Here is a 23252-nt window from a genome sequence, read left to right as displayed (position 1 = left end):
GAACCGGGGAGGCGCGTGAGCGCCTCCCCGGTCCCAGGTCCACCCGTACGGATGACGACGGCTGTCAGCGCTTTCGAACGCCTTCGGCCAGTTCGCCCGCGAGGGCACGGACCGCGGCGAGGCCGGCGGCCTCGTCCGGGGCGTCCAGCATCCGCTTGACGAAGGCCGAGCCGACGATCACCCCGTCGGCGAAGGCCGCGACCTCCCGGGCGTGCTCGGCGGTGGAGACGCCGATGCCCACGCAGACCGGCAGGTCCGTGGTGGCACGGGTGCGCCGCACCAGGTCCTGGGCCTGCTCACCCACCGATTCGCGGGTGCCGGTGACGCCCATCAGCGAGGCCGCGTACACGAAGCCGGAGCCGGCCGCCGTGATGGTGGCGAGGCGGGCGTCCTTGCTGCTCGGGGCGACGACGAAGACGGTGGCGAGGGAGTGCTTCTCGGCGTGCTCCCTCCACAGTCCGGACTCCTGGACCGGCAGGTCGGGCAGGATGCAGCCGGCGCCGCCCGCCTCGGCGAGCTCGGCGGTGAAGCGCTCGACGCCGTAGCGGTCGATCGGGTTCCAGTACGTCATGACGAGGATCGGCGCGCCGGTGGCCTCGTGGGTCTCACGGACCGTGCGCATGATGTCGGCGATCCTGACCCCGCCGCGCAGCGCGATGTCGTCGGCGGTCTGGATGACCGGCCCGTCGAGGACCGGGTCGCTGTGCGGGAGGCCGATCTCGATGACGTCCGCGCCGCCGGCCACGGCCGCCTTGACGGCCTCGATCCCGCCGTCGACGGTCGGGAAGCCGCCGGGCAGGTAGGCGATGAGCGCCGCCCGGTCCTCGGATTTCGCCCCGGCCAGCGTCGCTTCGAGGAGCTCTCGGTTGCCGCTCACTTGGTGACCTCCACCTCTCCGTCGGCCACGTCGGCCTCGACGACGGCGTCGGCGCCGTCGTAGAGCCCGAAGTAGCGCGCCGCCGTGTCCATGTCCTTGTCGCCGCGGCCGGACAGGTTGATCAGGATCAGTCCGTCCTCGCCGAGCTCCCGTCCGACCTCCAGCGCGCCGGCCAGCGCGTGCGCGCTCTCGATGGCCGGGATGATCCCCTCGGTGCGGGACAGGAGGCGCAGCGCCTGCATGGCGGCGTCGTCGGTGACCGCGCGGTACTCTCCGCGGCCGACGTCCTTGAGGTAGGCGTGCTCGGGGCCGATGCCCGGGTAGTCGAGCCCGGCGGAGATGGAGTACGGCTCGGTGATCTGGCCCTCGTCGTCCTGGAGGACGTAACTGCGTGAGCCGTGCAGGATGCCGGGCTCGCCCGCGGTGAGGGTCGCCGCGTGTTCGCCGGTCTCCACACCGTGTCCGGCGGGTTCGCAGCCGATCAGGCGGACGCCCTCGTCGGGGATGAAGGCGTGGAAGAGGCCGATGGCGTTGGATCCGCCGCCGACGCACGCGACCGCGGCGTCCGGCAGCCGGCCGGCGCGCTCCAGGATCTGGCGGCGGGCCTCGACGCCGATCACCCGGTGGAAGTCGCGGACCATCGCCGGGAAGGGGTGCGGCCCGGCGACCGTGCCGAAGAGGTAGTGGGTACGGTCCACGTTGGCGACCCAGTCGCGGAACGCCTCGTTGATGGCGTCCTTGAGGGTCCGGGAGCCGGACTTCACGGCGACGACCTCGGCGCCGAGCATCCGCATGCGCGCCACGTTCAGCGCCTGCCGCTCGGTGTCGATCTCCCCCATGTAGATGGTGCACTCGAGCCCGAAGAGGGCGCAGGCGGTCGCGGTGGCGACGCCGTGCTGGCCCGCTCCGGTCTCCGCGATGATGCGGGTCTTGCCCATGCGCTTGGTGAGGAGGGCCTGGCCGAGCACGTTGTTGATCTTGTGCGAGCCGGTGTGGTTGAGGTCCTCGCGCTTGAGGAAGACGCGGGCGCCTCCGGCGTGCTCGGCGAAGCGCGCGACCTCGGTGAGCGCACTGGGCCGGCCCGTGTAGTCGACCATGAGCTCGTTGAGCTCGGCGGCGAAGGCCGGGTCCGCCTTGGCCTTGTCGTATTCGACGGCCACCTCGTCCACGGCGGCGACCAGCGCCTCCGGGATGAACTTGCCACCGTAGGCGCCGAAGTACCCCTCGGCGCTGGGGATCAGACCCTCGGGGTCCGGAATGAAGAAGTCGGACGACATGCGACGTGCTCCTCGAATCGCAACGGGTGATGTCACCGTATGCGCCGTGGGCGGAGCGCCGCGCCGACCGGTGGGCGGTCGGTGCGGTGGGTCGTGCGGATCCCCCTGTACGGCGGGGGGCGACGGCCGGGGCTCGCTACGGCGCGGACCCCGTGCGCCATCGCATGCCGTTGACCTGACCGGGCTCGTCTCCGATGACGTACCGCACGCGCCGGCCGTGGACGCGCCGGGCGGGGGCGCGGCAGCCGCGGTGCCAGAAGGGCGGCGCGCAGCGCCTCGGTTGAGGGTGGCGGAGGGAGGCGGGCAGGCGGCAGCCGCGCGCCGGCGGCGCGTGCGGGTCCGGGGCGCTCGCCCCGGCGGGGCGCAGGCCCGGCCGGATGCGGGCGGCGGACACGGGTGGGGTCAGCCCCGTCCGTGCCGGAGCGCCGGGTGGGCGCCGGCCGCGACCAGGTCGGCGACGGCGGCCCGGGGGTCGCGGCCGGTGACCAGGGACTCGCCGACGAGCACCGCGTCCGCGCCGGCGTTGGCGTAGGCGATGAGGTCGTGCGGGCCGCGGACGCCGGACTCGGCGACCTTGACGATGTGGTCGGGGATCTCGGGGGCGACGCGTTCGAAGGTGGAACGGTCGACCTTGAGGTCCTTCAGGTTGCGCGCGTTGACACCGATGATCTTCGCTCCGGCGTCCACGGCGCGCTCCGCCTCCTCCTCGTCGTGGGCCTCGACGATCGGCGTGAGGCCGATCGACTCGGCCCGCTCGATCAGCGAGACGAGGGCCTCCTGGTCGAGGGCGGCGACGATCAGCAGGGCGAGGTCGGCCCCGTAGGCGCGTGCCTCCCACAGCTGGTAGGAGGTGACGATGAAGTCCTTGCGCAGGACCGGGATGTCGACCTTGGCGCGGACGGCCTCCAGGTCCGCGAGCGAGCCGCCGAAGCGGCGCTCCTCGGTGAGGACCGAGATGACGGAAGCCCCGCCGGCCTCGTAGTCCGCGGCGAGCGCGGCCGGGTCGGCGATCGCGGCAAGGGCCCCCTTGGAGGGGCTGGAGCGCTTGACCTCGCAGATGACGGTGACGCCCTCGCCGCGCAGGGCGGCGACTCCGTCCTTGGCCTGGGGAGCGCGCGCGGCGCGTTCCTTGAGCTCGTCGAGGCTTACGCGCGCCTGCCGCTCCGCGAGGTCGGCGCGAACGCCGTCGATGATCTCGTCGAGCACACTCACGCGAGCGGCCCCCTTCCGAAGCGGTGATGGGTACAGGATCAGCCATCTCGATGGTATCCGCAGGAGGGCTCAGGGCTCGCATCCGGCGGTCCCGCGTCCCACTACCTGGTCATTCAGGGCGCCAGTGCGGAGCCGAAGGGCAGGTTCCTGACCACGGAGAACACCAGCAGAACCGTGCCGACGCCCCACCAGTGGACGGGCGCGAGACCGATCCGGACCGGACGGCCCCGGCTCGCGCGGACCGCCCACAGGAGCCAGACCGCGGCGAAGACGACGTAGCCGACGACGGCCAGGGCATTGGCGCCCAGCGCGGTGGTGAGGTCGCCGTGGGCGAAGGCGTAGGCGCTGCGGAGACCGCCGCAGCCGGGACAGAACACTCCGGTGAAGCGGAGCATGGGGCAGACCGGGTAGTGGCCCGGCTCGTTGGGGTCGACCGCCGCGACGTAGCCGAAGGCCGCGACGACGACGGCCATGGCCCCGGCGGGGGCGGCGAGCCGCCTGATCCGGGAGACCGGGGCGGGGGCCGGGGGGAGCCCGGGGGCGGGGGCTGGGGGAGAGGCTGAGGCGTCCACGCGGTGATTGTCCCCGCTGACGCGGAGAGGCGCAGCCCGGTCCGGGCCGCGCCTCTCGTCGTGTCCTGCGGCCGGCCCCTGCCGGCGGACGGCGCCGGGGCCGGTCTTCGTGCGGATCGGGCCGGGCCGGATGGGCCCGGCACGGTCCTGCCGGGAGGCTCTAGGCCGCGACCTGGGCCTCCGAGGCCCGGGCCCGTGCGGCGGCCATCTCGGAGGACTCCTTCGGCATGCCGAGGCCCGCCGCCTTCATGGCGAGACCGACGACACCGCCGAGGAGGGTGACGGCGATCCCGGCCCAGAAGCCGAGGGTGTTCGCCGCGACCATGAAGAGGCCCGCGATGCAGAAGCCGATGAAGGAGATGATGACACCGGTCCAGGCGGCCGGGGTGTGTCCGTGGCTGCTGCCCGCCATGAGTTGCTCCTAGTTGGTGTTGCGCTGAAGGTGTCGCTGTTGGAAAGGCTCGATGCCATTGTCCCGTACGTGCCGGGGGACGTGAGGCTGGGGGGTCACGCCTCGCGCGTCGGGTCCTCGCCGCGGTCCAGCGCCTTCCACAGCTCCTCGGGCCGGTCGGGGTCCGGGGCGGTGCGGGGGGCCTTGCGGGGGCGGGGGGTGCCGTCGCGTTCGTACCGCCCCGACATGGCGGGCCAGCGGGCGCCGTAGCGCAGTGCGAGCAGTCCGGCGAGCAGGATCAGCAGTCCGCCGGCCGCGGTGATGTAGGGCCAGGCGGTGTGGCTGAGGGCGGCGACCGTGGCCGATGTGTTGCCCGTGGTCTGCGCGGCCTGTTCGTCCAGGGTCGCCCTGTCCGAGGCACCGGCGTAGGCGCTCAGTCCGGCGCCGAGGCCGCTGAGGGCGAGGAGCGCGGCGACCAGTCGCCGTCCTCCGCCCCGGACGGCGAAGACGGCGACGAGGGCGGCCAGGCCGACCACGGCCAGGGCGGCCGGGAGTCCGGTGACGTCCTGGCCGTCGGCGCTCAGCGGCAGGGAGCCGCCGCCGACGGCGGCCACGCCCTCGGCCCAGGTCTGGCCCGAGGCGAGGAGTACGACGGTGGCGCCGGCCGCCCCGAGGAGCAGGCCGGCGGCCAGGCTTCGGCGGCTTCCCGCGCTGTCGGGCGCGGACGCGGCTCGGGCACGGGGCTGGGGTACGGGAACAGCACTCACGTACCCCACTATCCCCTACCGGCTCAGTCGGACCCCAGCCGGTTCGCCGTATGCACGGCCCGCAGGACCGCGGCGGCCTTGTTGCGGCACTCCGTGTCCTCGGCGACCGGGTCGGAGTCCGCGACGATGCCCGCGCCCGCCTGGACGTAGGCGGTGCCGTCGCGGAGCAGGGCCGTGCGGATGGCGATGGCGGTGTCGGAGTCCCCGGCGAAGTCGAGGTAGCCGACGCAGCCGCCGTACAGTCCGCGGCGGGTCGGCTCGAGCTCCTCGATGATCTGCAGGGCGCGGGGCTTGGGCGCTCCCGACAGGGTGCCCGCGGGGAAGCACGCGGTGAGGACGTCGAAGGCGCTGCGGCCCTCGGCGACTCGTCCGGTGACGGTGGAGACGATGTGCATGACGTGCGAGTACCGCTCGACCGACATGAAGTCGACGACCTCGACGCTGCCGGGCGCGCAGACCCGTCCCAGGTCGTTGCGGCCGAGGTCGACGAGCATGAGGTGCTCTGCTCGTTCCTTCGGGTCGGCGAGCAGTTCGTCGGCGAGCGCCTGGTCCTCCTGGGGGGTGGCGCCGCGGTGCCTGGTCCCGGCGATCGGGTGCACCATGGCCCGCCCGTCCTCGACCTTGACGAGCGCCTCGGGGCTGGAGCCGACGACGTCGAAGCCGTCGAAGCGGAAGAGGTACATGTACGGCGACGGGTTGGTGGCCCGCAGGACCCGGTAGACGTCCAGGGCGCTCGCCGTGCACGGCGTCTCGAAGCGCTGGGAGGGGACGACCTGGAAGGCCTCGCCCGCCCTGATGCGCTCCTTGACGTCCTCGACGGCGTCCATGAAGGCCTGGCCGCCCCACAGCGCGGTGTAGGGCGGGAGCTCGGAGGGCGGCAGCGCGGCGGGGGCGTTCTCCACGGGCCGGGAGAGGTCGCGCTCCATGGCGTCGAGCCGGGCGACCGCGTCCGCGTACGCCTCGTCCACACCGGTGTCCAGGTCGTTGTGGTTGATGGCGTTGGCGATGAGCAGGACGGTGCCGTTCCCGTGGTCGAGCACGGCGAGGTCCGAGGTGAGCAGCATCGTCAGCTCGGGGAGCTCCAGGTCGTCGCCGCCGTGCTCGGTGATCCGCTCCAGCCGGCGTACGACGTCGTAGCCGAGATAGCCGACCATGCCGCCGGTGAACGGGGGCAGGCCGTCGTCGCCGACGAGGTCGCGCGGGGTGTGCAGGGTCTCGACGGTGGCGCGCAGGGCCCGCAGCGGGTCGCCGTCGACGGGGACGCCGACGGGCGGGGTGCCGAGCCAGTGGGCCTGTCCGTCGAGGGCGGTCAGGGTGGCGGCGCTGCGTACCCCGATGAAGGAGTAGCGGGACCAGGTGCGGCCGTTCTCCGCGCTTTCCAGGAGGAACGTGCCGGTGCGTTCGGCGGCGAGCTTGCGGTAGAGCCCGACCGGGGTGTCACCGTCCGCGAGGAGCCGGCGGCTGACGGGGATGACGCGCCGGTCGACGGCGAGCTTGCGGAAGGTCTCGAGATCCATGGCGGCCGGCCTTATCGGGGTGCGGTGAGCGGAAGGACGTCCCTGTCGAAGCAGGTGCGGGCGCCCGTGTGGCAGGCGGCGCCCGTCTGGTCGACCTTGACCAGGACGGTGTCGGCGTCGCAGTCGAGGGCGACGGACTTCACCAGCTGGACGTGTCCGGAGGTGTCGCCCTTGACCCAGTACTCCTGGCGGCTGCGCGACCAGTAGGTGCAGCGGCCCGTGGTGAGCGTGCGGTGCAGCGCCTCGTCGTCCATCCAGCCGAGCATGAGTACCTCGCCCGTGTCGTACTGCTGGGCGATGGCCGGGACCAGTCCGTCGGGGCCGCGCTTGAGGCGGGCGGCGACGGCCGGGTCGAGGTTGCTGGCGGGCGTGGAGCCGGGCGTGCTGGTCATGCGCCCCATTGTGCCGCGCCGGGCGGGGCGCTCCGGCCGTGCGTCCACTGGGCGGACCAGGGGCGGCGGCCTTACGCTGGCGGGCATGTCGACCCATGCGAAGCGTGAACGTCTTCTGCTCGCCGACCTGTTGGAAGCGGCGGGCCCCGAGGCCCAGACTCTGTGCAACGGCTGGAAGACCCGTGACCTGGCCGCCCATGTCGTGGTGCGTGAACGGCGTGCGGACGCCGCGGGCGGGATCCTGCTGGGCGCCCTGAAGAACAGGCTGGAGCGGGTCCAGGCCGAATTCGCCGCCAAGCCGTACGAGGAGTTGATCCAGCTCATCCGCACGGGGCCGCCCCGGATGTCGCCCTTCGGGCTGAAGCAGCTGGACGAGGCGGCGAACACCGTCGAGTTCTACATCCACGCGGAGGACGTGCGCCGGGCGCAGCCCGACTGGTCGCAGCGGGACCTCGATCCTGTCTTCGCCGATGTGCTGTGGTCGCGCACCGAGAGGACGGCCCGGATGATGGGCCGCCGCTCGCCGGTGGGTCTGGTGCTGCGGCGCCCCGACGGCCAGACGGCGGTGGCCCACAAGGGCACCCCGGTGGTGACGGTCACCGGGGAGCCGGGCGAGTTGCTGCTGTTCGCGGCGGGGCGGCAGGACGCGGCGCGGGTGGAGCTGGAGGGCGACAAGGACGCGCTGGCCCGGCTGCACACGGCCGAGCTCGGCCTGTAGCCGGGCCAGGCCGCGCCTCGCCGGCCGCTCAGGCGTCGTGGCGGACGCGTACGGGCGCCCAGCGGGCGCGGTGGCGGTGCCGCTCCTCCCGTGCGTCGTCCTCGCCCCGTCCCGATCCCAGCAGGCCGAGGAGGAAGCCTGCCGGGATCGTGACGAGGCCCGGGGTCTGGAGCGGGAACACAGCGAAGTCCCACTCCGGGAAGAGCGCGACGGGCGTACCGGAGAACGCCGGTGAAAGGATCATCAGGACCACGATCAGCGGAAGCGTGCCGTACACGGTCCACCGCACCCCCCGGGCGTTGAACCGTGGCCGGAAGAGGGCGTAGAGCAGGACGGGCGGCAGGACCGAGGCCGCCGCCGCGAACGACAGGGAGAGCAGCACCTGGGGGTTGCGGTCGTGGGTGTACGCCGAGAGGAGCACGGCGAGCGCGCCGATCCCGACGACGGCCCAGCGGGCGTGCCGGATCTCCCTGGCCGAGGCCTTGCCCTCGCCCTGGGCTCCCGACTTCAGCGTGAAGTCGCGGGCCACGGACGACGCGGCGGCCAGGGTGATCCCGGCGACCGCGGCCAGGGTGGTCGCGAACGCGGCGCAGGCGACGAGTGCGAACAGCGGGCTGTCCCGCGGCCCGGTCGCTCCGGGGTCCAGGGCGCCGGTCACCATGAGGAGGGCAGTGCCGCCGGCCGGGTCGGCGGCGTGCAGCAGGTCCCGGCCGATGAGGGCGGAGGCCCCGAGTCCGACGATGACGATGCCGACGCACAGCAGGGCGACGGGGGCCACGGCCCAGACGCCGGCCCGGCGGGCGGTCCAGGCGTCGCGGACCGGGTGGAGCCGCATCATGATGTGCGGCATGCACGCGGCGCCGAGCACGAGGGTGGCCTGGAAGCCGATCAGGTCGAGCCCGCCGGCGAGGCCGTGGCCGAACTGCAGTCCGGGGCGAGCGTAGGCGCCGCCCGCCTTGCTGCCTTCCCGCGCGGCGTCGAACAGGGCGAACGGCGACCAGTCGAAGCGTGCGAGGACGAGCCCGGCGAGCAGGGTGACGGCTCCCAGGACGACGGCCACCTTGAGGATCTGGATGTAGCCGGTGCCGCGCATCCCGCCGAACGCCGAGTAGCAGACCATCAGCGCGCCGCTGGCGACGGTGCAGCCGGTGAGCGCGCCGTCGGGCAGGCCGAACATGGAGGTCATGACGTGGCCGGCGGTGGTCAGCTGGACGAGCAGCAGCGGGGCCAGCACCACGAGGGTGGCCACGCCGAGCGCGCGGCGTACGGATCCGTCGCCGAGGCGGTCGGCGAGGAAGTCCCCCAGGGTGAACACGCCCTTGCGGCGCAGGCGTTCGGCGAACAGGCGCATGACCAGGGCCAGGGAGGCGACCGTGGCCAGGGCGAACAGCAGGCCGTCGAACCCGGCGAGCGCGACGGACCCGGTGGTGGAGAGCAGCGTGGCGGCGGACACGTAGTCACCGGCGATGGCCAGCCCGCCGCCGACGGGGCCGAGGGTGGCTCCGCCCGCGTAGAAGTGCTCCGGATCGTCCTGGTCGGCCGCCGCGAGCCCGCACAGCAGCAGGGACACGGCGACGAAGCCGAGGAAGATGACCACGGCCAGGGACCGGGCGTCGATCGCGCCGCTCACCGGGTTCGCTCCGCCGGTACGGCTCCGCAAGGGGCAGCTGAAGACATGCGCGTCATGGCACCAGCAGGGGCGGGCGGGGCACAGGGGGCCGGAGCGGGGCGCGGCGCCCGTACAGCCGTCGCGGCACAGGTCTGTGCTCCCGCACAACTCCCCCGGCCGGGAGCGTCCGGCCGGGGACGGACGGACGGACCCGGTCCCGGCGGACTGTGTTCGCGCGCGGCCGTGTTCGCGCGCGGCCCGCGCTCGCGTACGGCCCGTGTTCGCGTGCGGCTCGTGCTCGCGTACGGCCCCTGCTCGCGTACGGCCCGTGCTCGCGTACGGCCCGCTCGCGTGCGCCTCACCGGCGGTCGGGCGGCGCCGGGCGTCCTCCTCGTTCGTCCGCGCCGGGCCTGGTCCCGGGCCTGTACGGACGAACGGCCGGGCGCTCCCCCGCCGGCGGCTCGTCCGGTGGGGGAACACCCGGCCGGTGACGGCGGGCGGGGCGGGCTCAGCCCGTCAGGAGCCGTCGCGCCGCGAGAGCCAGCGACACCTCGACCGCGTCCGACGGCCGTGTCAGGCAGCGCCCCGTCAGCTGCTCGAACCGCCGGAGCCGGTTCAGCACGGTGTTGCGGTGGCAGTACAGCTTCGTCCCCGCCCGCTGGGCCGAGCCGTCCGAGTCGAGCCATGCCGTCAGCGTCTCGATGATCACGTCCCGGTCCGCCGGGTCGAGGCGGTCCAGCGGCCCGAGGACCCGGTCGGCGAGCGCCGTCCCGAGGCCGGGCGAGGACACGACGAGCGCGGCGGGCAGGTGCTCGTCGAGCAGGACGGTGCCACCGGACGCCGGGCAGGCCTTCAGCGCCGTCTCGGCGAGGCGCCGCGCGTCGCCGACCGAGGCGAGCCCGTCGACCACGGAGCTGACGCCGACCCGGGTGCCCGGAGGCGCCGTCAGCTCCGCTGCGAGCGCGGCGAGTTCACCGCGGGAGGCGCCGGGGGTCCCGGGGGGGCCGGGGGTGCCGGAGGCCTCGGTGGCGTCGGCGGGGGCGACGGCCGTCCCGTCCTCGCCGTCGCACCTCGGCTCCGCCTCGAACGCCACCGGGGCCGTCCCCAGCGGCAGGATCGCCAGCTCCACCTCGCCCGCGGAGTGCCAGAGCGCGGGTGTGCCCTCGGCCAGGTCCAGCGGCGGACGGCCCGTGCCGTGCGGGGCCCGGGCGCCGGCGACCGCGAGTACCGCGTACCGCCCGTGCACCGGCAGTCCCAGCATGGCGGCGGCGTCCGGCAGGTCCGAGATCCGGGCGGTGCCGTCCAGCAGCGCGGCCGTCATCAGGCGCTGCTGGTTCTCGCGGCGCCAGGACAGCCGCCGCTCGGCCTGGCGATAGGCCTCGGCCACCACGGCACAGTGTTCGTCGACGAAGTTCCAGACGTCCGCGGCGACATGGACGAGCAGCCGGGTGTCCTCGGGGTGGCGCCGGGCCGTGTCGTCGACCAGGTCCTGCCAGACCATCGCGCCGCCCATCCTGAAGGCGTGCATGACGGCGTCGAGGGGCACACCCTGCTCGGCCCGGCTCTCGCCGATCCACCGGGAGGTGCGGTGGGCGGCCTCCCGGAACTCGCGGGGCTGGATGAGGGAGGCGACGTTGTGCCGCAGCGAGTGGTGGACCTCCTGCCAGATCTCCGCGGGCTCGGACTCCATCGCGGCGCGGTAGGCGGGCTCCTGCTCCCGCAGCGCCTCGACCAGCCGGTCCGTGAGCTCCGGCAGCGCCTCCAGCAGCACGCGGGCCGCCCGGTGGAGGACCGCTACGGCCTCACGGTCGGCCAGGGAGCGGGCGCGGTGCGGCAACGGCGCTACGGGGGGCGGTCCGTGCAGCGCCCTGATCCGTGAACGTACGACCTGTGGCATGGCGGCCTCCACCGGGAATCGGCCGGCTGCGGTGGGCCGGCCCCGGTGTGCGCCCGGCCCGGCATTGGGCTGGTGCACACCGATTGATCCTGACGGACGCAGAATGGCATACCGCCCGGTCGGTACCTAGAGGTCTGCGCGGTTCTTCTCATCACGGTCCTGCAACCTCGCCACGCCCTCGCGGTCCAGCAGTCTCGCGAGTTCGGTCCGGGACCGTACGCCGAGCGCGGCGAAGACGTTGCGGAGATGGTGGTCCACGGTCCGCGGGCTCACCGAGAGCCGCACCGCCACCTCGCGGTTGGTGGCCCCCTCGGCGACGCAGCGGGCGATCCGCTGCTGCTGAGGTGTCAGTCCGGCCAGGGGGCCGGGGCCGCTCTGTTCCGGCACGTCCACCGCCTCCCCCGCGGCCCGCAGCTCCCCTCCCGCCCGGTCGGCCCAGACGCGGGCCGAACAGCGCTCGAAGGCGACCAGCGCGTCGCGCAGCGGCCCGCGGGCCTCACGGGTGCGGCGCAGACGGCGCAGCAGCTGGCCGTGGAGCAGCTGGGTGCGGGCGCGCTCGAAGTCACCGCCCGCGCGGTCGTGGTGGGCCAGTGCCTCCTCGTAGTGCGCACCGGCCTCCTCGGGCGGCGCCAGCAGGGCGCGGCAGCGGGCCAGCTGGGCAGGCACCTGCGGGTCGGTCGTCCGCGCCGTCCACAAGGCGAACTCCTCTACGGCCACGATGAGTTCGGTTGCCCATTCGTCGGCGCGGCCGGAGAGCACCACCGCCTCGACGTAACAGGGCACGGCGAGCATCCGGGTGGCGAAGTGGCCTGTTCCGGGACCCGGCCTGACCAGCGGTCCGAGCCTGGCGGCCGCTTCGCCCGGGCGTCCGGCCGCCAGGTCGGCACGGGCGACCGCCCAGGTGGCGAGCATGGCCGCCTGGGTCAGGCCGTGCGGTCCCGCCCCGGCCAGCGCGGCGTCCGCGTGGGCGGCGCACGCCTCGGCAGGCCCCTCCACGGAGGCGGCCAGCGCGAGCACGGAGTGCAGGTGTGTCGCGGAGTTCTGCTGCCCGGTGCGGCGGGCCGCGTGCAGCCCCTCCAGCGCGTGGGCGCGGGCCCTCGCGTGCTGCCCGGCACGCAGTTCGGCGTACGCGAGCTGCTCCAGGGCGTGCGGCAGCAGGGCCTCGGGCCCCCGGGTGCGCACGACGGCGAGGGCGCGGGCCCCCGCCCGGCAGGCCGCGTCGACCTCGCCGAGCACCAGTGCCGAGGCGCCCGCACGCAGCAGCTCGCCGGCGTCCTCGGCCCGGTCGGCCGCGTCGAGGCAGCACCGCAGGAGGGCGTGGCCACGGTCGGGGTGTCCGGCGAGCACGGCGCACATCCCGGCGCGGTACTGCGCCATGGACCGGTCGGCCGCCGCGACGGGGATGCGGTGCATGGCGTCCAGGTACGCGATGGCGTCCCCCATGTCCCAGGCCGCCTCCGCCGCGCCGAACAGGGCGTCCAGGGTGCGGCGCGGGTCGTGCGGGGCGAGCAGCTCCGCCGCCGTCAGGAGCGCCTCGCGCGCGTCGGCCGCCGGTCCGTCGCGCAGGGCCAGCATGCCGCGCACGTACGGCGCGGCTCCCCCGGCGAGGTGGGGCCCGACGCGGGCGAGCATGGCGCGGGCCCGGCCGGTGTCGCCCGCCAGCCGCGCCTGCTCGGCGGCGGCGGTGAAGCGTGCGGCGCGCAGGGCGTCGTCCGTGGTGAGCGCGGCGGCCCGGGCCAGTGCGGCCGAGCGTTCACCGTGCGGGCGGGGTGCCGCGGCCGCCGCCTCCAGCTGCCCGGCGAGCGCCGCGTCCGGCCCCGGCGCGGCGCAGGCCCACTGGACGAGTGCCGGCAGGGGCGCCGGTCCCGGCCCGGCGAGGAGTCCGGCGAGGAGTTCGTGCACGGCGCGGCGGCGCCCCGGGGGCGCCCGGTGCAGGACCGCGCGGCGGAGCAGCGGGTGGCTGAAGTGCACCCGGCTGCCTGCGCGCTGGAGGGCTCCGGCGGTGCCGGCGGGGGCGAACAGGACACGGTCGAGGTAGGCGGGCGCCAGTCCGGCCCGGGCTCCCGCGCGCAGCAGCAGGGCGGCGTCCGCGCCGGCCCCGTCCGGCTCGTGCTCCTCGGCGGCCGCGGCCAGCAGGAGCAGGGTGTGGGTGTCGGGGGACAGCCCGTCCAGATGTCCGGCGTGGGCGTCGAGGACGCTCTCGGCGCCGGGCAGCGGATACGGCAGCGCGGTGCGGCCGGCCAGCTGACCGGGGGTGAGGCGGCTGACGAGTCCGGCCATAAGGCGCGGGTTCCCGGCCGCTTCACGCAGGAGTTCGCTGCGTACGACGGGGTCGACCTCGGCCGTGCCGTCGGTGAGCCGGTCCAGCAGGGCGGTCGCCGCGTCGTCGCCGAGCGGGCCGAGGCGCAGCGCGGGCAGTCCGGCGAAGGCGGTCTCGTCGGCCGCGCCGATCACCACGGCGACCCGGCTGCCCGCGCCGAGCCTGCGGGCCGCGAAGCCGAGTGCGGCGCGGGAGTCGGGGTCCCAGGCGTCCGCGTCGTCCACACAGACGAGCAGGGGCTGTTCGGCGCCCAGGCCCCGCAGCAGGCCGAGCAGACCCCCCGGGGTGATCCCGGAGCGCAGGATCGTGTCGGGCGCGAGGGGCAGCGGGCCGGGTGCGGAGCAGAGCAGGGCGTGCAGTCCGCTGTAGGGCAGTCGCTGTTCGGTGGGGGCCGCGGCGGCGAACAGGACGGGGCCGCCGTGCCCCGCGAGGTAGTGGGCGGCGGCCTGCCGCAGCAGGGCGGTGCGGCCGAGGCCGGGCGGCGAGGTCAGCACGAGCGCTCCGCCGTCCCCTGCCCACAGCCGCCCCAACAGGGTTTCCAGGATGGCCAGTTCACCGCTGCGGCCGTACAGCCGGAGCGGACTGTGCACGGTCGTCATAGGGGTCACGCTCTTCACGTTACTTCCGCGTAAACAGCGTCGGAAGGCTCGCGTCCGCTCCCTGTTCCCGGCCGGCCCGGAGCGGTGCGGGCTCCCAACGGAACGGCGTAACCGCTGTGCGAGGGCACAGTCCCGGCCTGTTCGGCGACGGCCGCCCGTAACTTCGGTGCATGACTGATGAATTGCGTACACACGACGGTTTGACCCTGCGTTACTGGTCCTGGTCGCGGGACCCGGACACCGCCCTGCCCCCGGTGGTGCTGCTGCACGGCTTCGCGGCGAACGCCCGGCTGAACTGGGAGGGGCCCGGGGTCGTCGAGGCGCTCGTGGCACGGGGGCGACGGGTGTACGCCCTGGACGCGCGTGGCCACGGTGAGTCGGACAGGCCGCACGACGACACCCACTACGGCGAGTCGCTGATGGCCCGTGACGTCCGCCTGCTCGTCGACCGGATCGGCGAGGACCGGGTGCACCTCGCGGGCTACTCCATGGGCGCCGTGGTCGCGGTGCTCGCCGCGGCACAGGACACCAGGATCAGCCGCCTGGTGGCCGGAGGTATCGGTGCGGGCGCCGTGGAGGTCGGCGGTCTGGACACCCGGGTGATGCCTCCCGAGCTGGTGTCGGCGGCGCTGACGGCCGATGACGCGGCGGACGCGCCGGAGCGGACCCGGGCCTTCAGGGTCCTGGCCGACACGGCGGGCGGGGACCGGCTGGCGCTGGCCGCCCAGATACGGGCGGTGCACCGGGACGCGCTGCCGCTGGACCGGATCGTGGTCCCGACACTGGTTCTCGCCGGCGGGAGCGACCCCCTCGCCACCCGGCCCGAGGTGCTGGCCTCGGCGATAGCGGGGGCGGAGCTGACCGTGCTCCCGGGGGACCATCTGACGGCCGTACGCGATCCCGGGTTCGCCGAGGCCATCGCCTCGTTCCTCGCGCGGGACTGAGCCCCGGCCGACCCGAGCGAGGGGGCCGGCACCCCCGGGACGGGAAGGGGCCGGACCGCGGTACGCGCGGCCCGGCCCCTCGTCCCCCGTGGTCAGGAGGTGTGCGGGCAGTTGCCCCTGTACTCGGCGATCGTGAGGCTGGTCGACGGCAGCGGGCAGAGGAACTGCTCGTAGCGGGTGTCGTTGTCGATGAAGCGCTTCAGCCAGCTGATGCTGTACTTCGCGATCGTCGTGTTCGACGAGTTCGGGGTGAAGTGGCTGGCCCCGCGCAGCTCCAGGTACGCCTTGTCCAGCGAGCTCGGCAGCGAGTTGTAGAACGGCTTGGAGTGCGTGGCGACCGGGGCGATGGTGTCGCCGTCCGCGCCGATGACCAGGGTCGGGGTCTTGACCTCGGGCCACGTCTTGTCCGTGTTCCAGCCCGTCAGCGGGATCGCAGCCTGCAGCGAGGGACGGTCCTTCGCCGCTTCGAGCGTGCCGCCACCGCCCATCGAGTGGCCCATCACACCGAGCCGGGAGGCGTCGACCCGGCTGCGCACGGAGCTGTCCTCGGTCAGGTAGTCCAGCGCGGCGAGCAACTGGTCACCACGGCTGGCCGGCTGGTCCACCGTGGTGTTGGTGTCGATGGTGAACACCACGAAGCCCTGCGAGGCCAGGCGTTCTCCGAGCCACGCGATGCTCGACTCGTAGGCGGTGAAACCGGGCGAGATGACCACGGCCCCGAAGGTGCCGTCCGAGGTGGTCGTCGGGTAGTAGATCGTCCCGCCGCCGAAGCCTCTGACGCTCAGCGAGGACACGGAGGTGTCCGAGACCGAGTACGAACCCCGGAGCGCCTCGATGCTCGAGTTGCTCGGGGCCGGACCGCGCTCGTACGGGTTGTCGGCGGCCTGGGCACCACCGGGGACGAGCGCGGTGAGCAGACCGGCGGTCGCCGCCGCGGCCGCCAGGGCGCCCTTGACGGTGCGGGAGCGGCTCTTCGACATCCGGTGGCGGCGCGGGGAGATGTCGCCGGAGGGGAGGTGCTGCTGCACGGGGATTCCTCTCGGTAATGGCGGAACGGCACCGCGGCGGCCGGCGGCCCCGTCGTCCGGGGGCCTTCGGGGTGTGCACCGCGACGGTCACGCCGTCGTTCTTTGGCCTGCCGCCACTTTCGCGGTGCCTCCCCCGCGCCGACATCGGCGAGATCGCCGGTCTTCGGTCCGGACTCCGTGACCGGCGGGGGCTGATGACAGCACGAGGGGCCGGACCGCGTGACACGGTCCGGCCCCTGCTCTCCTGTGGTCAGGAGGTGTGCGGGCAGTTGCCCTTGTACTCGGCGATCGTGAGGCTGGTCGACGGCAGCGGGCAGAGGAACTGCTCGTAGCGGGTGTCGTTGTCGATGAAGCGCTTCAGCCAGCTGATGCTGTACTTCGCGATCGTCGTGTTCGACGAGTTCGGGGTGAAGTGGCTGGCCCCGCGCAGCTCCAGGTACGCCTTGTCCAGCGAGCTCGGCAGCGAGTTGTAGAACGGCTCCGAGTGCGAGGCGACGGGGGCGATGGTGTCGCCGTCCGCGCCGATGACCAGGGTCGGGGTCTTGACCTCGGGCCACGTCTTGTCCGTGTTCCAGCCCGTCAGCGGGATCGCCGCCTGCAGCGACGGACGGTCCTTCGCCGCTTCGAGCGTGCCGCCACCACCCATCGAGTGCCCCATGACCCCGAGCCGGCTGGAGTCGATCCGGCTCTTCACCGAGCTGGTCCCGGTCAGGTAGTCCAGTGCGGCGAGCAGTTGGTCACCGCGGCTGGCCGGCTGGTCCGACGTGGTGTTGGTGTCGATGGTGAACACCACGAAGCCCTGCGAGGCCAGGCGCGGCCCCAGCCACGCGATGCTCGACTGGTAGGCCGTGAAGCCCGGCGAGATGACGACCGCGCCGAAGGTGCCGTCCGAGGTGGACGTCGGGTAGTAGATCGTCCCGCCGCCGAAGCCGCGGACGCTCAGCGAGGAGACGGTCGTCTGGGACGTGGCGTACGAACCACGGCTCGCCTCGATACTCGAGTTGCTCGGCGCCGGACCGCGCTCGTACGGGTTCTCGGCGGCCTGGGCGCCCGGCATCAGCGCCGTGACCAGGCCGGCCGTCGCGGCAGCGGCGGCGAGGGCGAACGTGACGGATCGGGAGCGGCTCTTCGACATCCGGTGGCGGCGCGGGGAGATGTCGCCGGAGGGGAGGTGCTGCTGCACGAGGGGGGATCCTCTCGGTTGTGGCGGACCACACCGCGGCAGCCGGGGCCCGTCGTCCGGGGCCTTCGGGGGAGCACCGCGTGGTGGCGCCGTCATTCGTTGACGGCGCCACTCTGGTGGCGCTCGCTCCTCGCGGACATCGGCGAGATCGCCGGTCTTCGGGACCGGACCACTCCCACGCCGGGGTCAGCGGACCGGGTGCCCGGCCTCGCGCAGAGCGCCCTTGACCTCGGAGATCCGCAGGTCACCGAAGTGGAAGACGGACGCGGCGAGCACCGCGTCGGCCCCCGCGCCGACGGCGGGCGGGAAGTCGGCGAGCCTACCCGCGCCGCCCGAGGCGATGACCGGAACGGTCACGTGGGCCCGTACCGCCTCGATCATCTCGGTGTCGTAGCCGTCCTTGGTGCCGTCGGCGTCCATCGAGTTGAGCAGGATCTCGCCCGCTCCGAGCTCGGCCGCCCGGTGCGCCCACTCGACGGCGTCGATGCCGGTGCCACGGCGGCCGCCGTGGGTCGTCACCTCGAAGGTGCCCTCGGGCGTGCGGCGGGCATCGACGGAGAGCACGAGGACCTGGCGCCCGAACCGCTCCGCGATCTCGCGGATGAGGTCGGGGCGGGCGATGGCCGCGGTGTTGACCCCGACCTTGTCGGCCCCGGCGCGCAGCAGCTTGTCGACGTCGTCGGGGGTGCGGACCCCGCCGCCGACGGTGAGCGGGATGAAGACCTGCTCGGCGGTGCGGCGCACCACGTCGTACGTCGTCTCGCGGTCGCCGCTGGAGGCGGTGATGTCGAGGAAGGTCAGCTCGTCGGCGCCCTCGGCGTCGTAGAGCTTGGCCATCTCGACGGGGTCTCCCGCGTCGCGCAGGTTCTGGAAGTTGACGCCCTTGACGACGCGGCCCTTGTCGACGTCCAGGCAGGGGATGACGCGTACGGCGAGGGTCATCGTCCACCTGCCCGGTACGCCTCGATCTCGACCTCGACGACCAGGGAGGGGTCGACGAAGCCGGACACGATGATCATGGAGGCGGCGGGGCGTACGTCGTCGAAGAGCTCCTTGTGGGCGCGGCCCACCTCGTCGACGTCCCGGGCGTGGGTGATGTACATCCGGGTGCGGACGACGTCCTCACGGCCGAGCCCGACCTGCTTCAGCGCGTCGAAGGCGACCTGGAAGGAGGCGACGGCCTGCTCGTACGGGCTGCCCGCGGAGATCTGTCCGTTGACCACGGAGGTGCAGCCGGCCACCAGTACGAGCCCGTTGGGGAGTTCGACCGCGCGGGAGTATCCGAACTTCTCCTCGAAGGGAACGTCCGAGGAGACACGGCGTACGGAGTCCGTCATGCGGCGACCGCCTTGAGTGCCTCTTCGAGGGTGAACGCCTCGGCGTACAGCGCCTTGCCGACGATGGCTCCCTCGACGCCTTCGGGGACGAGCAGGGAGATCGCGCGGAGGTCCGCGAGCGAGGAGACGCCGCCGGAGGCGACGACCGGCTTGTCGGTGGCGGCGCAGACGTCCCGCAGGAGGCCCAGGTTGGGGCCCTGGAGGGTGCCGTCCTTGGCGATGTCGGTGACGACGTAGCGGGCGCAGCCCTCGGAGTCGAGGCGGGCGAGCGTCTCGTAGAGGTCGCCGCCGTCACGGGTCCAGCCGCGGCCCCGCAGTGTGGTGCCGCGGACGTCGAGGCCCACGGCGATCTTGTCGCCGTGCTCGGCGATGACCTTGGCGACCCACTCGGGGGTCTCCAGGGCCGCGGTGCCGAGGTTGACGCGGCGGCAGCCGGTGGCGAGGGCGGCGGCGAGTGAGGCGTCGTCGCGGATGCCGCCGGAGAGCTCGACCTTGATGTCCATGGCGCCGGCCACCTCGGCGATCAGCGCGCGGTTGTCGCCGGTGCCGAAGGCGGCGTCCAGGTCGACGAGGTGCAGCCACTCGGCGCCGGAGGCCTGCCAGGCGAGGGCCGCTTCGAGCGGCGAGCCGTAGGAGGTCTCGGAGCCGGATTCGCCGTGCACGAGGCGGACGGCCTGTCCGTCGCGGACGTCTACGGCGGGGAGCAGTTCAAGCTTCGGCATTACAGCGTCTCGATCCAGTTGGTCAGCAGCTGGGCGCCGGCATCGCCGGACTTCTCGGGGTGGAACTGGGTGGCCCACAGCGCGCCGTTCTCCACGGCGGCCACGAACCGCTCTCCGTGCGTGGCCCAGGTGACCTTGGGGGCACGGATCTTGGCGTTGGTCACTTCGAGGGACCAGTCGTGCGCCGCGTAGGAGTGCACGAAGTAGTAGCGGGCCTCGGGGTCCAGACCGGCGAAGAGTTGGGAGCCCTCCGGGGACTCGACGGTGTTCCAGCCCATGTGCGGGACGACGTCGGCCTTCAGCGGGCCCACGGTGCCCGGCCACTCGTCGAGGCCCTCGGTCTCCACGCCGTGCTCGATGCCGCGCTCGAACAGGATCTGCATGCCCACGCAGATGCCCATCACGGGCCGGCCGCCGGACAGCCGCCGCCCGATGATCCATTCGCCGCGTGCCTGCTTCAGCCCTTCCATGCAGGCCGAGAAGGCGCCGACGCCGGGGACGAGCAGCCCGTCGGCGTTCATCGCGGTGTCGAAGTCGCGGGTGATCTCCACGTCCCCGCCGACGTGGGCGAGGGCCCGCTCGGCGGAACGGACGTTGCCGAAGCCGTAGTCGAAGACGACGATCTTCTTCTTGTCGCTCACAGATTCCTCAGTCCCAGAGTCCCTGGATCCGCATGACGCCTGCCACCAGGCACATCACGGAGCCGATTCCGAGCAGCACGACGACGCCCTTGGGCATGCCCTGCTTCCAGAAGGAGTAGACGCCGCCGGCCAGGAAGAGGCCGACGAGGATCAGTACGGTGTTGAGGCCGGTCACAGGGCGCCCTTCGTGGACGGAAGGATGCCGGCGGCCCGCGGGTCGTGCTCGCTGGCGTAGCGCAGGGCGCGGGCGAGCGCCTTGAACTGGCACTCGACGATGTGGTGGGCGTTGCGCCCGTACGGCACGTGGATGTGCAGGGCGACCTGCGCCTGGGCGACGAAGGACTCGAAGATGTGGCGGGTCATCGTCGTGTCGTACGCGCCGATCATCGGCGCCATGTTCTCGGGCTCGGTGTGCACCAGGTACGGGCGGCCGGAGAGGTCGACGGTGACCTGGGCGAGCGACTCGTCCAGCGGGACGGTGCAGTTGCCGAAGCGGTAGATGCCGACCTTGTCGCCGAGGGCCTGCTTGAAGGCGGCGCCCAGAGCGAGGGCCGTGTCCTCGATGGTGTGGTGCGTGTCGATGTGCAGGTCGCCCTCGGTCTTGACCGTGAGGTCGAAGAGTCCGTGGCGGCCGAGCTGGTCCAGCATGTGGTCGTAGAAGCCGACCCCGGTCGCGACATCGACCTTGCCGGTGCCGTCGAGGTTGATCTCGACGAGCACGGAGGTCTCCTTGGTGGTCCGCTCCACCCTGCCTACGCGGCTCATGCGTCGTGCTCCTTCTTCAGTTCGCGCACCGCATCGAGGAACGCGTCGTTCTCTGCCGGGGTTCCCGCGGAGACCCGCAGCCACCCCGGTACGCCGTTGTCCCGGACCAGGACACCCCGGTCGAGGATCTGCTGCCAGGCCGTACGGCTGTCGGCGAAGCGGCCGAACTGGACGAAGTTGGCGTCCGAGTCGGTGACGGCGAAGCCGAGCTCCCGCAGTCCGTCGACCAGCCGGTCGCGCTCGCTCTTCAGCTGCGCGACGTACCCCAGCAGCGTATCCGTGTGCTCCAGGGCGGCGAGGGCGGTGGCCTGGGTGACGGAGGACAGGTGGTACGGCAGCCGCACCAGCTGGACCGCGTCGACGACGGCCGGGGCCGCCGCGAGGTAGCCGAGACGCAGGCCCGCGGCGCCGAACGCCTTGGACATGGTGCGCGAGAGCACCAGGTGGGGGCGGCCTTCGATGAGCGGGAGCAGCGAGGGGTGGTGGCTGAACTCTCCGTACGCCTCGTCCACGACGACCATCGAGGGCCGGGCGGCCTGGGCCGCGTCGTACAGGGCGAGGACGGTGTCGGCGTCCACGGCGGTGCCGGTGGGGTTGTTGGGCGAGGTGATGAAGACGACCTCGGGCCGGTGGTCGGCGATGGCCTTCTTCGCGGCCTCCACGTCGATGGTGAAGTCCTCGTTGCGCGGTCCGGAGATCCAGCCGGTGCCGGTGCCGCGTGCGATGAGGGCGTGCATCGAGTACGAGGGCTCGAAGCCGATCGCGGTGCGCCCGGGGCCGCCGAAGGTCTGCAGCAGCTGCTGGAGGACCTCGTTGGAGCCGTTGGCCGCCCAGACGTTGGCGGCGGCGACGGCGTGTCCGGCGGTGCGGGTGAGGTAGCGGGCGAGCTCGGTGCGGAGCTCGACGGCGTCACGGTCGGGGTAGCGGTTGAGGTCGCGGGCGGCCTCGCGGACCCGTTCGGCGATGCGGTCGACGAGGGCGTCGGGCAGCGGGTACGGGTTCTCGTTGGTGTTCAGCCGGACCGGTACGTCGAGCTGGGGCGCCCCGTACGGGGACTGGCCGCGCAGTTCGTCGCGGATCGGGAGCGCGTCCCACGCGTTCGGGGTGGTGCTGCTGTTCGTCACGCCTGCGGAACCTTCCAGCCGAACCTGGCCTTGAGCGCGGCGCCGTGGGCGGGGAGGTCCTCCGCCTCGGCCAGGGTCACGACGTGGTGGGTGACCTCGGCGAGCGCGTCACGGGTGTAGTCGACGATGTGGATGCCGCGCAGGAAGGACTGCACGGACAGGCCCGAGGAGTGGCAGGCGCAGCCGCCGGTGGGCAGGACGTGGTTGGAGCCGGCGCAGTAGTCGCCGAGGGAGACGGGCGACCAGGGGCCGACGAAGACCGCTCCGGCGTTGCGGACCCGGTCGGCGACGGCGGCGGCGTTCTCGGTCTGGATCTCCAGGTGCTCCGCGGCGTACGCGTCGACGACCTTGAGTCCGTCCTCCAGGTCGTTGACCAGGACGATCGCGGACTGGCGGCCGGCCAGCGCGGGCTCGATACGGTCGGTGACGTGCCGGGTCGCGGCGACCTGGGGCTTCAGCTCGGCCTCGGTGGCGGCGGCGAGCTCCTCGGAGTCGGTGACGAGGACGGCGGCGGCCATCGGGTCGTGCTCGGCCTGGCTGATCAGGTCGGCGGCGACGTGCACCGGGTCGGCGCTCGCGTCGGCGAGGATCGCGATCTCGGTGGGGCCCGCCTCGGCGTCGATGCCGATGCGGCCCTTGAGGAGGCGCTTGGCGGCGGCGACGTAGATGTTGCCGGGGCCGGTGACGAGGTTCACGGGGAGGCAGTCCTCGGTGCCGTACGCGAACATCGCGACGGCCTGGGAGCCGCCGGCGGCGTACACCTCGTCGACGCCGAGGAGGGCGCAGGCGGCGAGGATCGTGGGGTGCGGCAGTCCGCCGAACTCCTTCTGTGGCGGGGACGCGACGGCGATGCCCTCGACGCCCGCCTCCTGTGCCGGGACGACGTTCATGACGACGGACGAGGGGTAGACCGAGCGGCCGCCCGGGACGTAGAGCCCCACACGCTCGACGGGGACCCACTTCTCGGTGACCGTGCCGCCGGGGACGACCTGGGTGGTGTGCGTGGTGCGGCGCTGCTCGCGGTGGACGAGGCGGGCGCGGCGGATGGACTCCTCGAGCGCGGCCCGCACGGCCGGGTCGAGGCTCTTGAGCGCGTCGGTGATCGCGTCGGCCGGGACCCGGATCGAGTCGAGCCGTACGCCGTCGAACTTCGCTCCCCACTCGATCACCGCGGCGGAGCCACGATGGCGTACGTCCTCGCAGATGGGCCGCACCGTCTCCAGGGCGGCTTCCACGTCGAACTCGGCACGGGGCAGCAGGTCGCGCAGGTCGCCGCCCTCGGGGAGGGCGGTACCGCGCAGATCGATTCGAGAGATCACACCGCAATTCTCTCAGACCGCCTCAGGCGTCCGGCCGCCCG

General features: G+C 73.4%; 24 protein-coding genes. 2 read left to right on the top strand and 22 right to left on the bottom strand.

Annotation, left to right across the window (positions count from 1 at the left end):
* Positions 1-64 precede the first annotated feature (64 nt).
* From trpA to hisI, 9 genes are all read right to left on the bottom strand, one after another.
* Positions 65-877 carry a tryptophan synthase subunit alpha gene (gene trpA / locus ACIRJR_RS23175; protein WP_403783811.1) on the bottom strand — a complete coding sequence of 271 codons (813 nt, stop codon included), beginning with the start codon at positions 875-877 and terminating at the stop codon, positions 65-67.
* Entirely contained in the window at positions 874-2154 is a 1281-nt protein-coding gene (gene trpB / locus ACIRJR_RS23170; RefSeq protein WP_403783809.1) for a tryptophan synthase subunit beta, read from the bottom strand. The genes trpA and trpB overlap by 4 nt, the downstream gene beginning before the upstream one ends.
* A 136-nt stretch (positions 2155-2290) precedes the next feature.
* Positions 2291-2548: a tryptophan biosynthesis modulator TrpM gene (trpM, locus tag ACIRJR_RS23165; protein WP_403783807.1), complete on the bottom strand. Its 258-nt coding sequence runs from the start codon at positions 2546-2548 to the stop codon at positions 2291-2293.
* Between the two features lie 8 nt (positions 2549-2556).
* On the bottom strand, positions 2557-3366 hold the full coding sequence (gene trpC / locus ACIRJR_RS23160; RefSeq protein WP_277334476.1) for an indole-3-glycerol phosphate synthase TrpC: 810 nt from the start codon (positions 3364-3366) through the stop codon (positions 2557-2559).
* Between the two features lie 113 nt (positions 3367-3479).
* On the bottom strand, positions 3480-3938 hold the full coding sequence (locus ACIRJR_RS23155; protein WP_403783805.1) for a DUF2752 domain-containing protein: 459 nt from the start codon (positions 3936-3938) through the stop codon (positions 3480-3482).
* A 160-nt stretch (positions 3939-4098) separates the two neighbouring features.
* Positions 4099-4350: an HGxxPAAW family protein gene (locus ACIRJR_RS23150; protein ID WP_403783803.1), complete on the bottom strand. Its 252-nt coding sequence runs from the start codon at positions 4348-4350 to the stop codon at positions 4099-4101.
* A gap of 95 nt (positions 4351-4445) precedes the next feature.
* The gene (locus tag ACIRJR_RS23145) at positions 4446-5105 is read right to left on the bottom strand and encodes a TIGR02234 family membrane protein (RefSeq protein ID WP_403783801.1); all 660 of its coding nucleotides are present in this window, start codon (positions 5103-5105) and stop codon (positions 4446-4448) included.
* Positions 5106-5119: 14 nt separating this feature from the next.
* Positions 5120-6613, bottom strand: a complete 1494-nt coding sequence (locus ACIRJR_RS23140) for an anthranilate synthase component I (RefSeq protein WP_403783799.1) — start codon at positions 6611-6613, stop codon at positions 5120-5122.
* Between the two features lie 11 nt (positions 6614-6624).
* Positions 6625-7005: a phosphoribosyl-AMP cyclohydrolase gene (gene hisI, locus ACIRJR_RS23135; protein WP_403783796.1), complete on the bottom strand. Its 381-nt coding sequence runs from the start codon at positions 7003-7005 to the stop codon at positions 6625-6627.
* Positions 7006-7090: 85 nt separating this feature from the next.
* Here hisI and ACIRJR_RS23130 point away from each other — a divergent pair, with 85 nt between their 5' ends.
* Positions 7091-7723: a TIGR03085 family metal-binding protein gene (locus tag ACIRJR_RS23130; RefSeq protein ID WP_403783794.1), complete on the top strand. Its 633-nt coding sequence runs from the start codon at positions 7091-7093 to the stop codon at positions 7721-7723.
* A gap of 28 nt (positions 7724-7751) precedes the next feature.
* Here ACIRJR_RS23130 and ACIRJR_RS23125 read toward each other — a convergent pair whose 3' ends face one another.
* The 3 genes from ACIRJR_RS23125 to ACIRJR_RS23115 all read right to left on the bottom strand — a co-directional run bounded on the left by ACIRJR_RS23125 (position 7752) and on the right by ACIRJR_RS23115 (position 14148).
* On the bottom strand, positions 7752-9353 hold the full coding sequence (locus ACIRJR_RS23125; protein WP_403783792.1) for a cation acetate symporter: 1602 nt from the start codon (positions 9351-9353) through the stop codon (positions 7752-7754).
* A 487-nt stretch (positions 9354-9840) separates the two neighbouring features.
* Positions 9841-11229 (bottom strand): PucR family transcriptional regulator, encoded by a 1389-nt coding sequence (locus ACIRJR_RS23120; RefSeq protein WP_403783790.1) that lies wholly within the window; start codon positions 11227-11229, stop codon positions 9841-9843.
* Between the two features lie 126 nt (positions 11230-11355).
* Positions 11356-14148: a LuxR C-terminal-related transcriptional regulator gene (locus ACIRJR_RS23115; RefSeq protein ID WP_403784255.1), complete on the bottom strand. Its 2793-nt coding sequence runs from the start codon at positions 14146-14148 to the stop codon at positions 11356-11358.
* A gap of 170 nt (positions 14149-14318) precedes the next feature.
* Between ACIRJR_RS23115 and ACIRJR_RS23110 the strand changes: the two genes are divergently transcribed.
* Positions 14319-15092, top strand: coding sequence for an alpha/beta fold hydrolase (locus ACIRJR_RS23110; protein WP_403783788.1), 774 nt, complete (start codon positions 14319-14321; stop codon positions 15090-15092).
* A gap of 92 nt (positions 15093-15184) precedes the next feature.
* Here the strand turns inward: ACIRJR_RS23110 and ACIRJR_RS23105 are convergent, their stop codons facing one another.
* The 10 genes from ACIRJR_RS23105 to hisD all read right to left on the bottom strand — a co-directional run bounded on the left by ACIRJR_RS23105 (position 15185) and on the right by hisD (position 23211).
* The gene (locus tag ACIRJR_RS23105; protein ID WP_403783786.1) at positions 15185-16120 is read right to left on the bottom strand and encodes an alpha/beta hydrolase family protein; all 936 of its coding nucleotides are present in this window, start codon (positions 16118-16120) and stop codon (positions 15185-15187) included.
* Between the two features lie 250 nt (positions 16121-16370).
* Positions 16371-17303, bottom strand: a complete 933-nt coding sequence (locus tag ACIRJR_RS23100) for an alpha/beta hydrolase family protein (protein ID WP_403783784.1) — start codon at positions 17301-17303, stop codon at positions 16371-16373.
* A 186-nt stretch (positions 17304-17489) separates the two neighbouring features.
* Positions 17490-18245, bottom strand: a complete 756-nt coding sequence (gene hisF, locus ACIRJR_RS23095; protein ID WP_403783782.1) for an imidazole glycerol phosphate synthase subunit HisF — start codon at positions 18243-18245, stop codon at positions 17490-17492.
* On the bottom strand, positions 18242-18640 hold the full coding sequence (locus tag ACIRJR_RS23090) for a RidA family protein (protein ID WP_403783780.1): 399 nt from the start codon (positions 18638-18640) through the stop codon (positions 18242-18244). The genes hisF and ACIRJR_RS23090 overlap by 4 nt, the downstream gene beginning before the upstream one ends.
* Entirely contained in the window at positions 18637-19362 is a 726-nt protein-coding gene (gene priA / locus ACIRJR_RS23085; protein WP_403783778.1) for a bifunctional 1-(5-phosphoribosyl)-5-((5-phosphoribosylamino)methylideneamino)imidazole-4-carboxamide isomerase/phosphoribosylanthranilate isomerase PriA, read from the bottom strand. The genes ACIRJR_RS23090 and priA overlap by 4 nt, the downstream gene beginning before the upstream one ends.
* Complete coding sequence (gene hisH, locus ACIRJR_RS23080; protein WP_103760317.1) at positions 19362-20003, bottom strand: imidazole glycerol phosphate synthase subunit HisH; 642 nt, start codon at positions 20001-20003, stop codon at positions 19362-19364. Before hisH ends, priA begins: the two co-directional genes overlap by 1 nt.
* A gap of 7 nt (positions 20004-20010) precedes the next feature.
* Positions 20011-20178: a hypothetical protein gene (locus tag ACIRJR_RS23075; RefSeq protein ID WP_014156783.1), complete on the bottom strand. Its 168-nt coding sequence runs from the start codon at positions 20176-20178 to the stop codon at positions 20011-20013.
* Positions 20175-20768: an imidazoleglycerol-phosphate dehydratase HisB gene (hisB, locus tag ACIRJR_RS23070; RefSeq protein ID WP_403783775.1), complete on the bottom strand. Its 594-nt coding sequence runs from the start codon at positions 20766-20768 to the stop codon at positions 20175-20177. The genes ACIRJR_RS23075 and hisB overlap by 4 nt, the downstream gene beginning before the upstream one ends.
* The gene (locus ACIRJR_RS23065) at positions 20765-21892 is read right to left on the bottom strand and encodes a histidinol-phosphate transaminase (RefSeq protein ID WP_403783773.1); all 1128 of its coding nucleotides are present in this window, start codon (positions 21890-21892) and stop codon (positions 20765-20767) included. Before ACIRJR_RS23065 ends, hisB begins: the two co-directional genes overlap by 4 nt.
* Complete coding sequence (gene hisD / locus ACIRJR_RS23060) at positions 21889-23211, bottom strand: histidinol dehydrogenase (protein ID WP_403783771.1); 1323 nt, start codon at positions 23209-23211, stop codon at positions 21889-21891. Before hisD ends, ACIRJR_RS23065 begins: the two co-directional genes overlap by 4 nt.
* Positions 23212-23252: the final 41 nt, after the last annotated feature.

This window comes from Streptomyces sp. NPDC102402 (assembly GCF_044765765.1).
GTDB lineage: Bacteria > Actinomycetota > Actinomycetes > Streptomycetales > Streptomycetaceae > Streptomyces.
The sequence above is the reverse complement of the archived record's forward strand: the minus strand, read 5'-3'. Positions and strand labels throughout refer to the sequence as shown.

Coding starts and splice junctions, on each gene's coding strand:
- ACIRJR_RS23150 (WP_403783803.1), bottom strand. CDS start 4,350: ATGGCGGGCAGCAGCCACGGACACACCCCGGCCGCCTGGACCGGTGTC.
- priA (WP_403783778.1), bottom strand. CDS start 19,362: ATGCCGAAGCTTGAACTGCTCCCCGCCGTAGACGTCCGCGACGGACAG.
- hisB (WP_403783775.1), bottom strand. CDS start 20,768: ATGAGCCGCGTAGGCAGGGTGGAGCGGACCACCAAGGAGACCTCCGTG.
- ACIRJR_RS23115 (WP_403784255.1), bottom strand. CDS start 14,148: ATGACGACCGTGCACAGTCCGCTCCGGCTGTACGGCCGCAGCGGTGAA.
- ACIRJR_RS23120 (WP_403783790.1), bottom strand. CDS start 11,229: ATGCCACAGGTCGTACGTTCACGGATCAGGGCGCTGCACGGACCGCCC.
- hisF (WP_403783782.1), bottom strand. CDS start 18,245: ATGACCCTCGCCGTACGCGTCATCCCCTGCCTGGACGTCGACAAGGGC.
- ACIRJR_RS23140 (WP_403783799.1), bottom strand. CDS start 6,613: ATGGATCTCGAGACCTTCCGCAAGCTCGCCGTCGACCGGCGCGTCATC.
- ACIRJR_RS23130 (WP_403783794.1), top strand. CDS start 7,091: ATGTCGACCCATGCGAAGCGTGAACGTCTTCTGCTCGCCGACCTGTTG.
- ACIRJR_RS23110 (WP_403783788.1), top strand. CDS start 14,319: ATGACTGATGAATTGCGTACACACGACGGTTTGACCCTGCGTTACTGG.
- trpB (WP_403783809.1), bottom strand. CDS start 2,154: ATGTCGTCCGACTTCTTCATTCCGGACCCCGAGGGTCTGATCCCCAGC.
- ACIRJR_RS23090 (WP_403783780.1), bottom strand. CDS start 18,640: ATGACGGACTCCGTACGCCGTGTCTCCTCGGACGTTCCCTTCGAGGAG.
- hisI (WP_403783796.1), bottom strand. CDS start 7,005: ATGACCAGCACGCCCGGCTCCACGCCCGCCAGCAACCTCGACCCGGCC.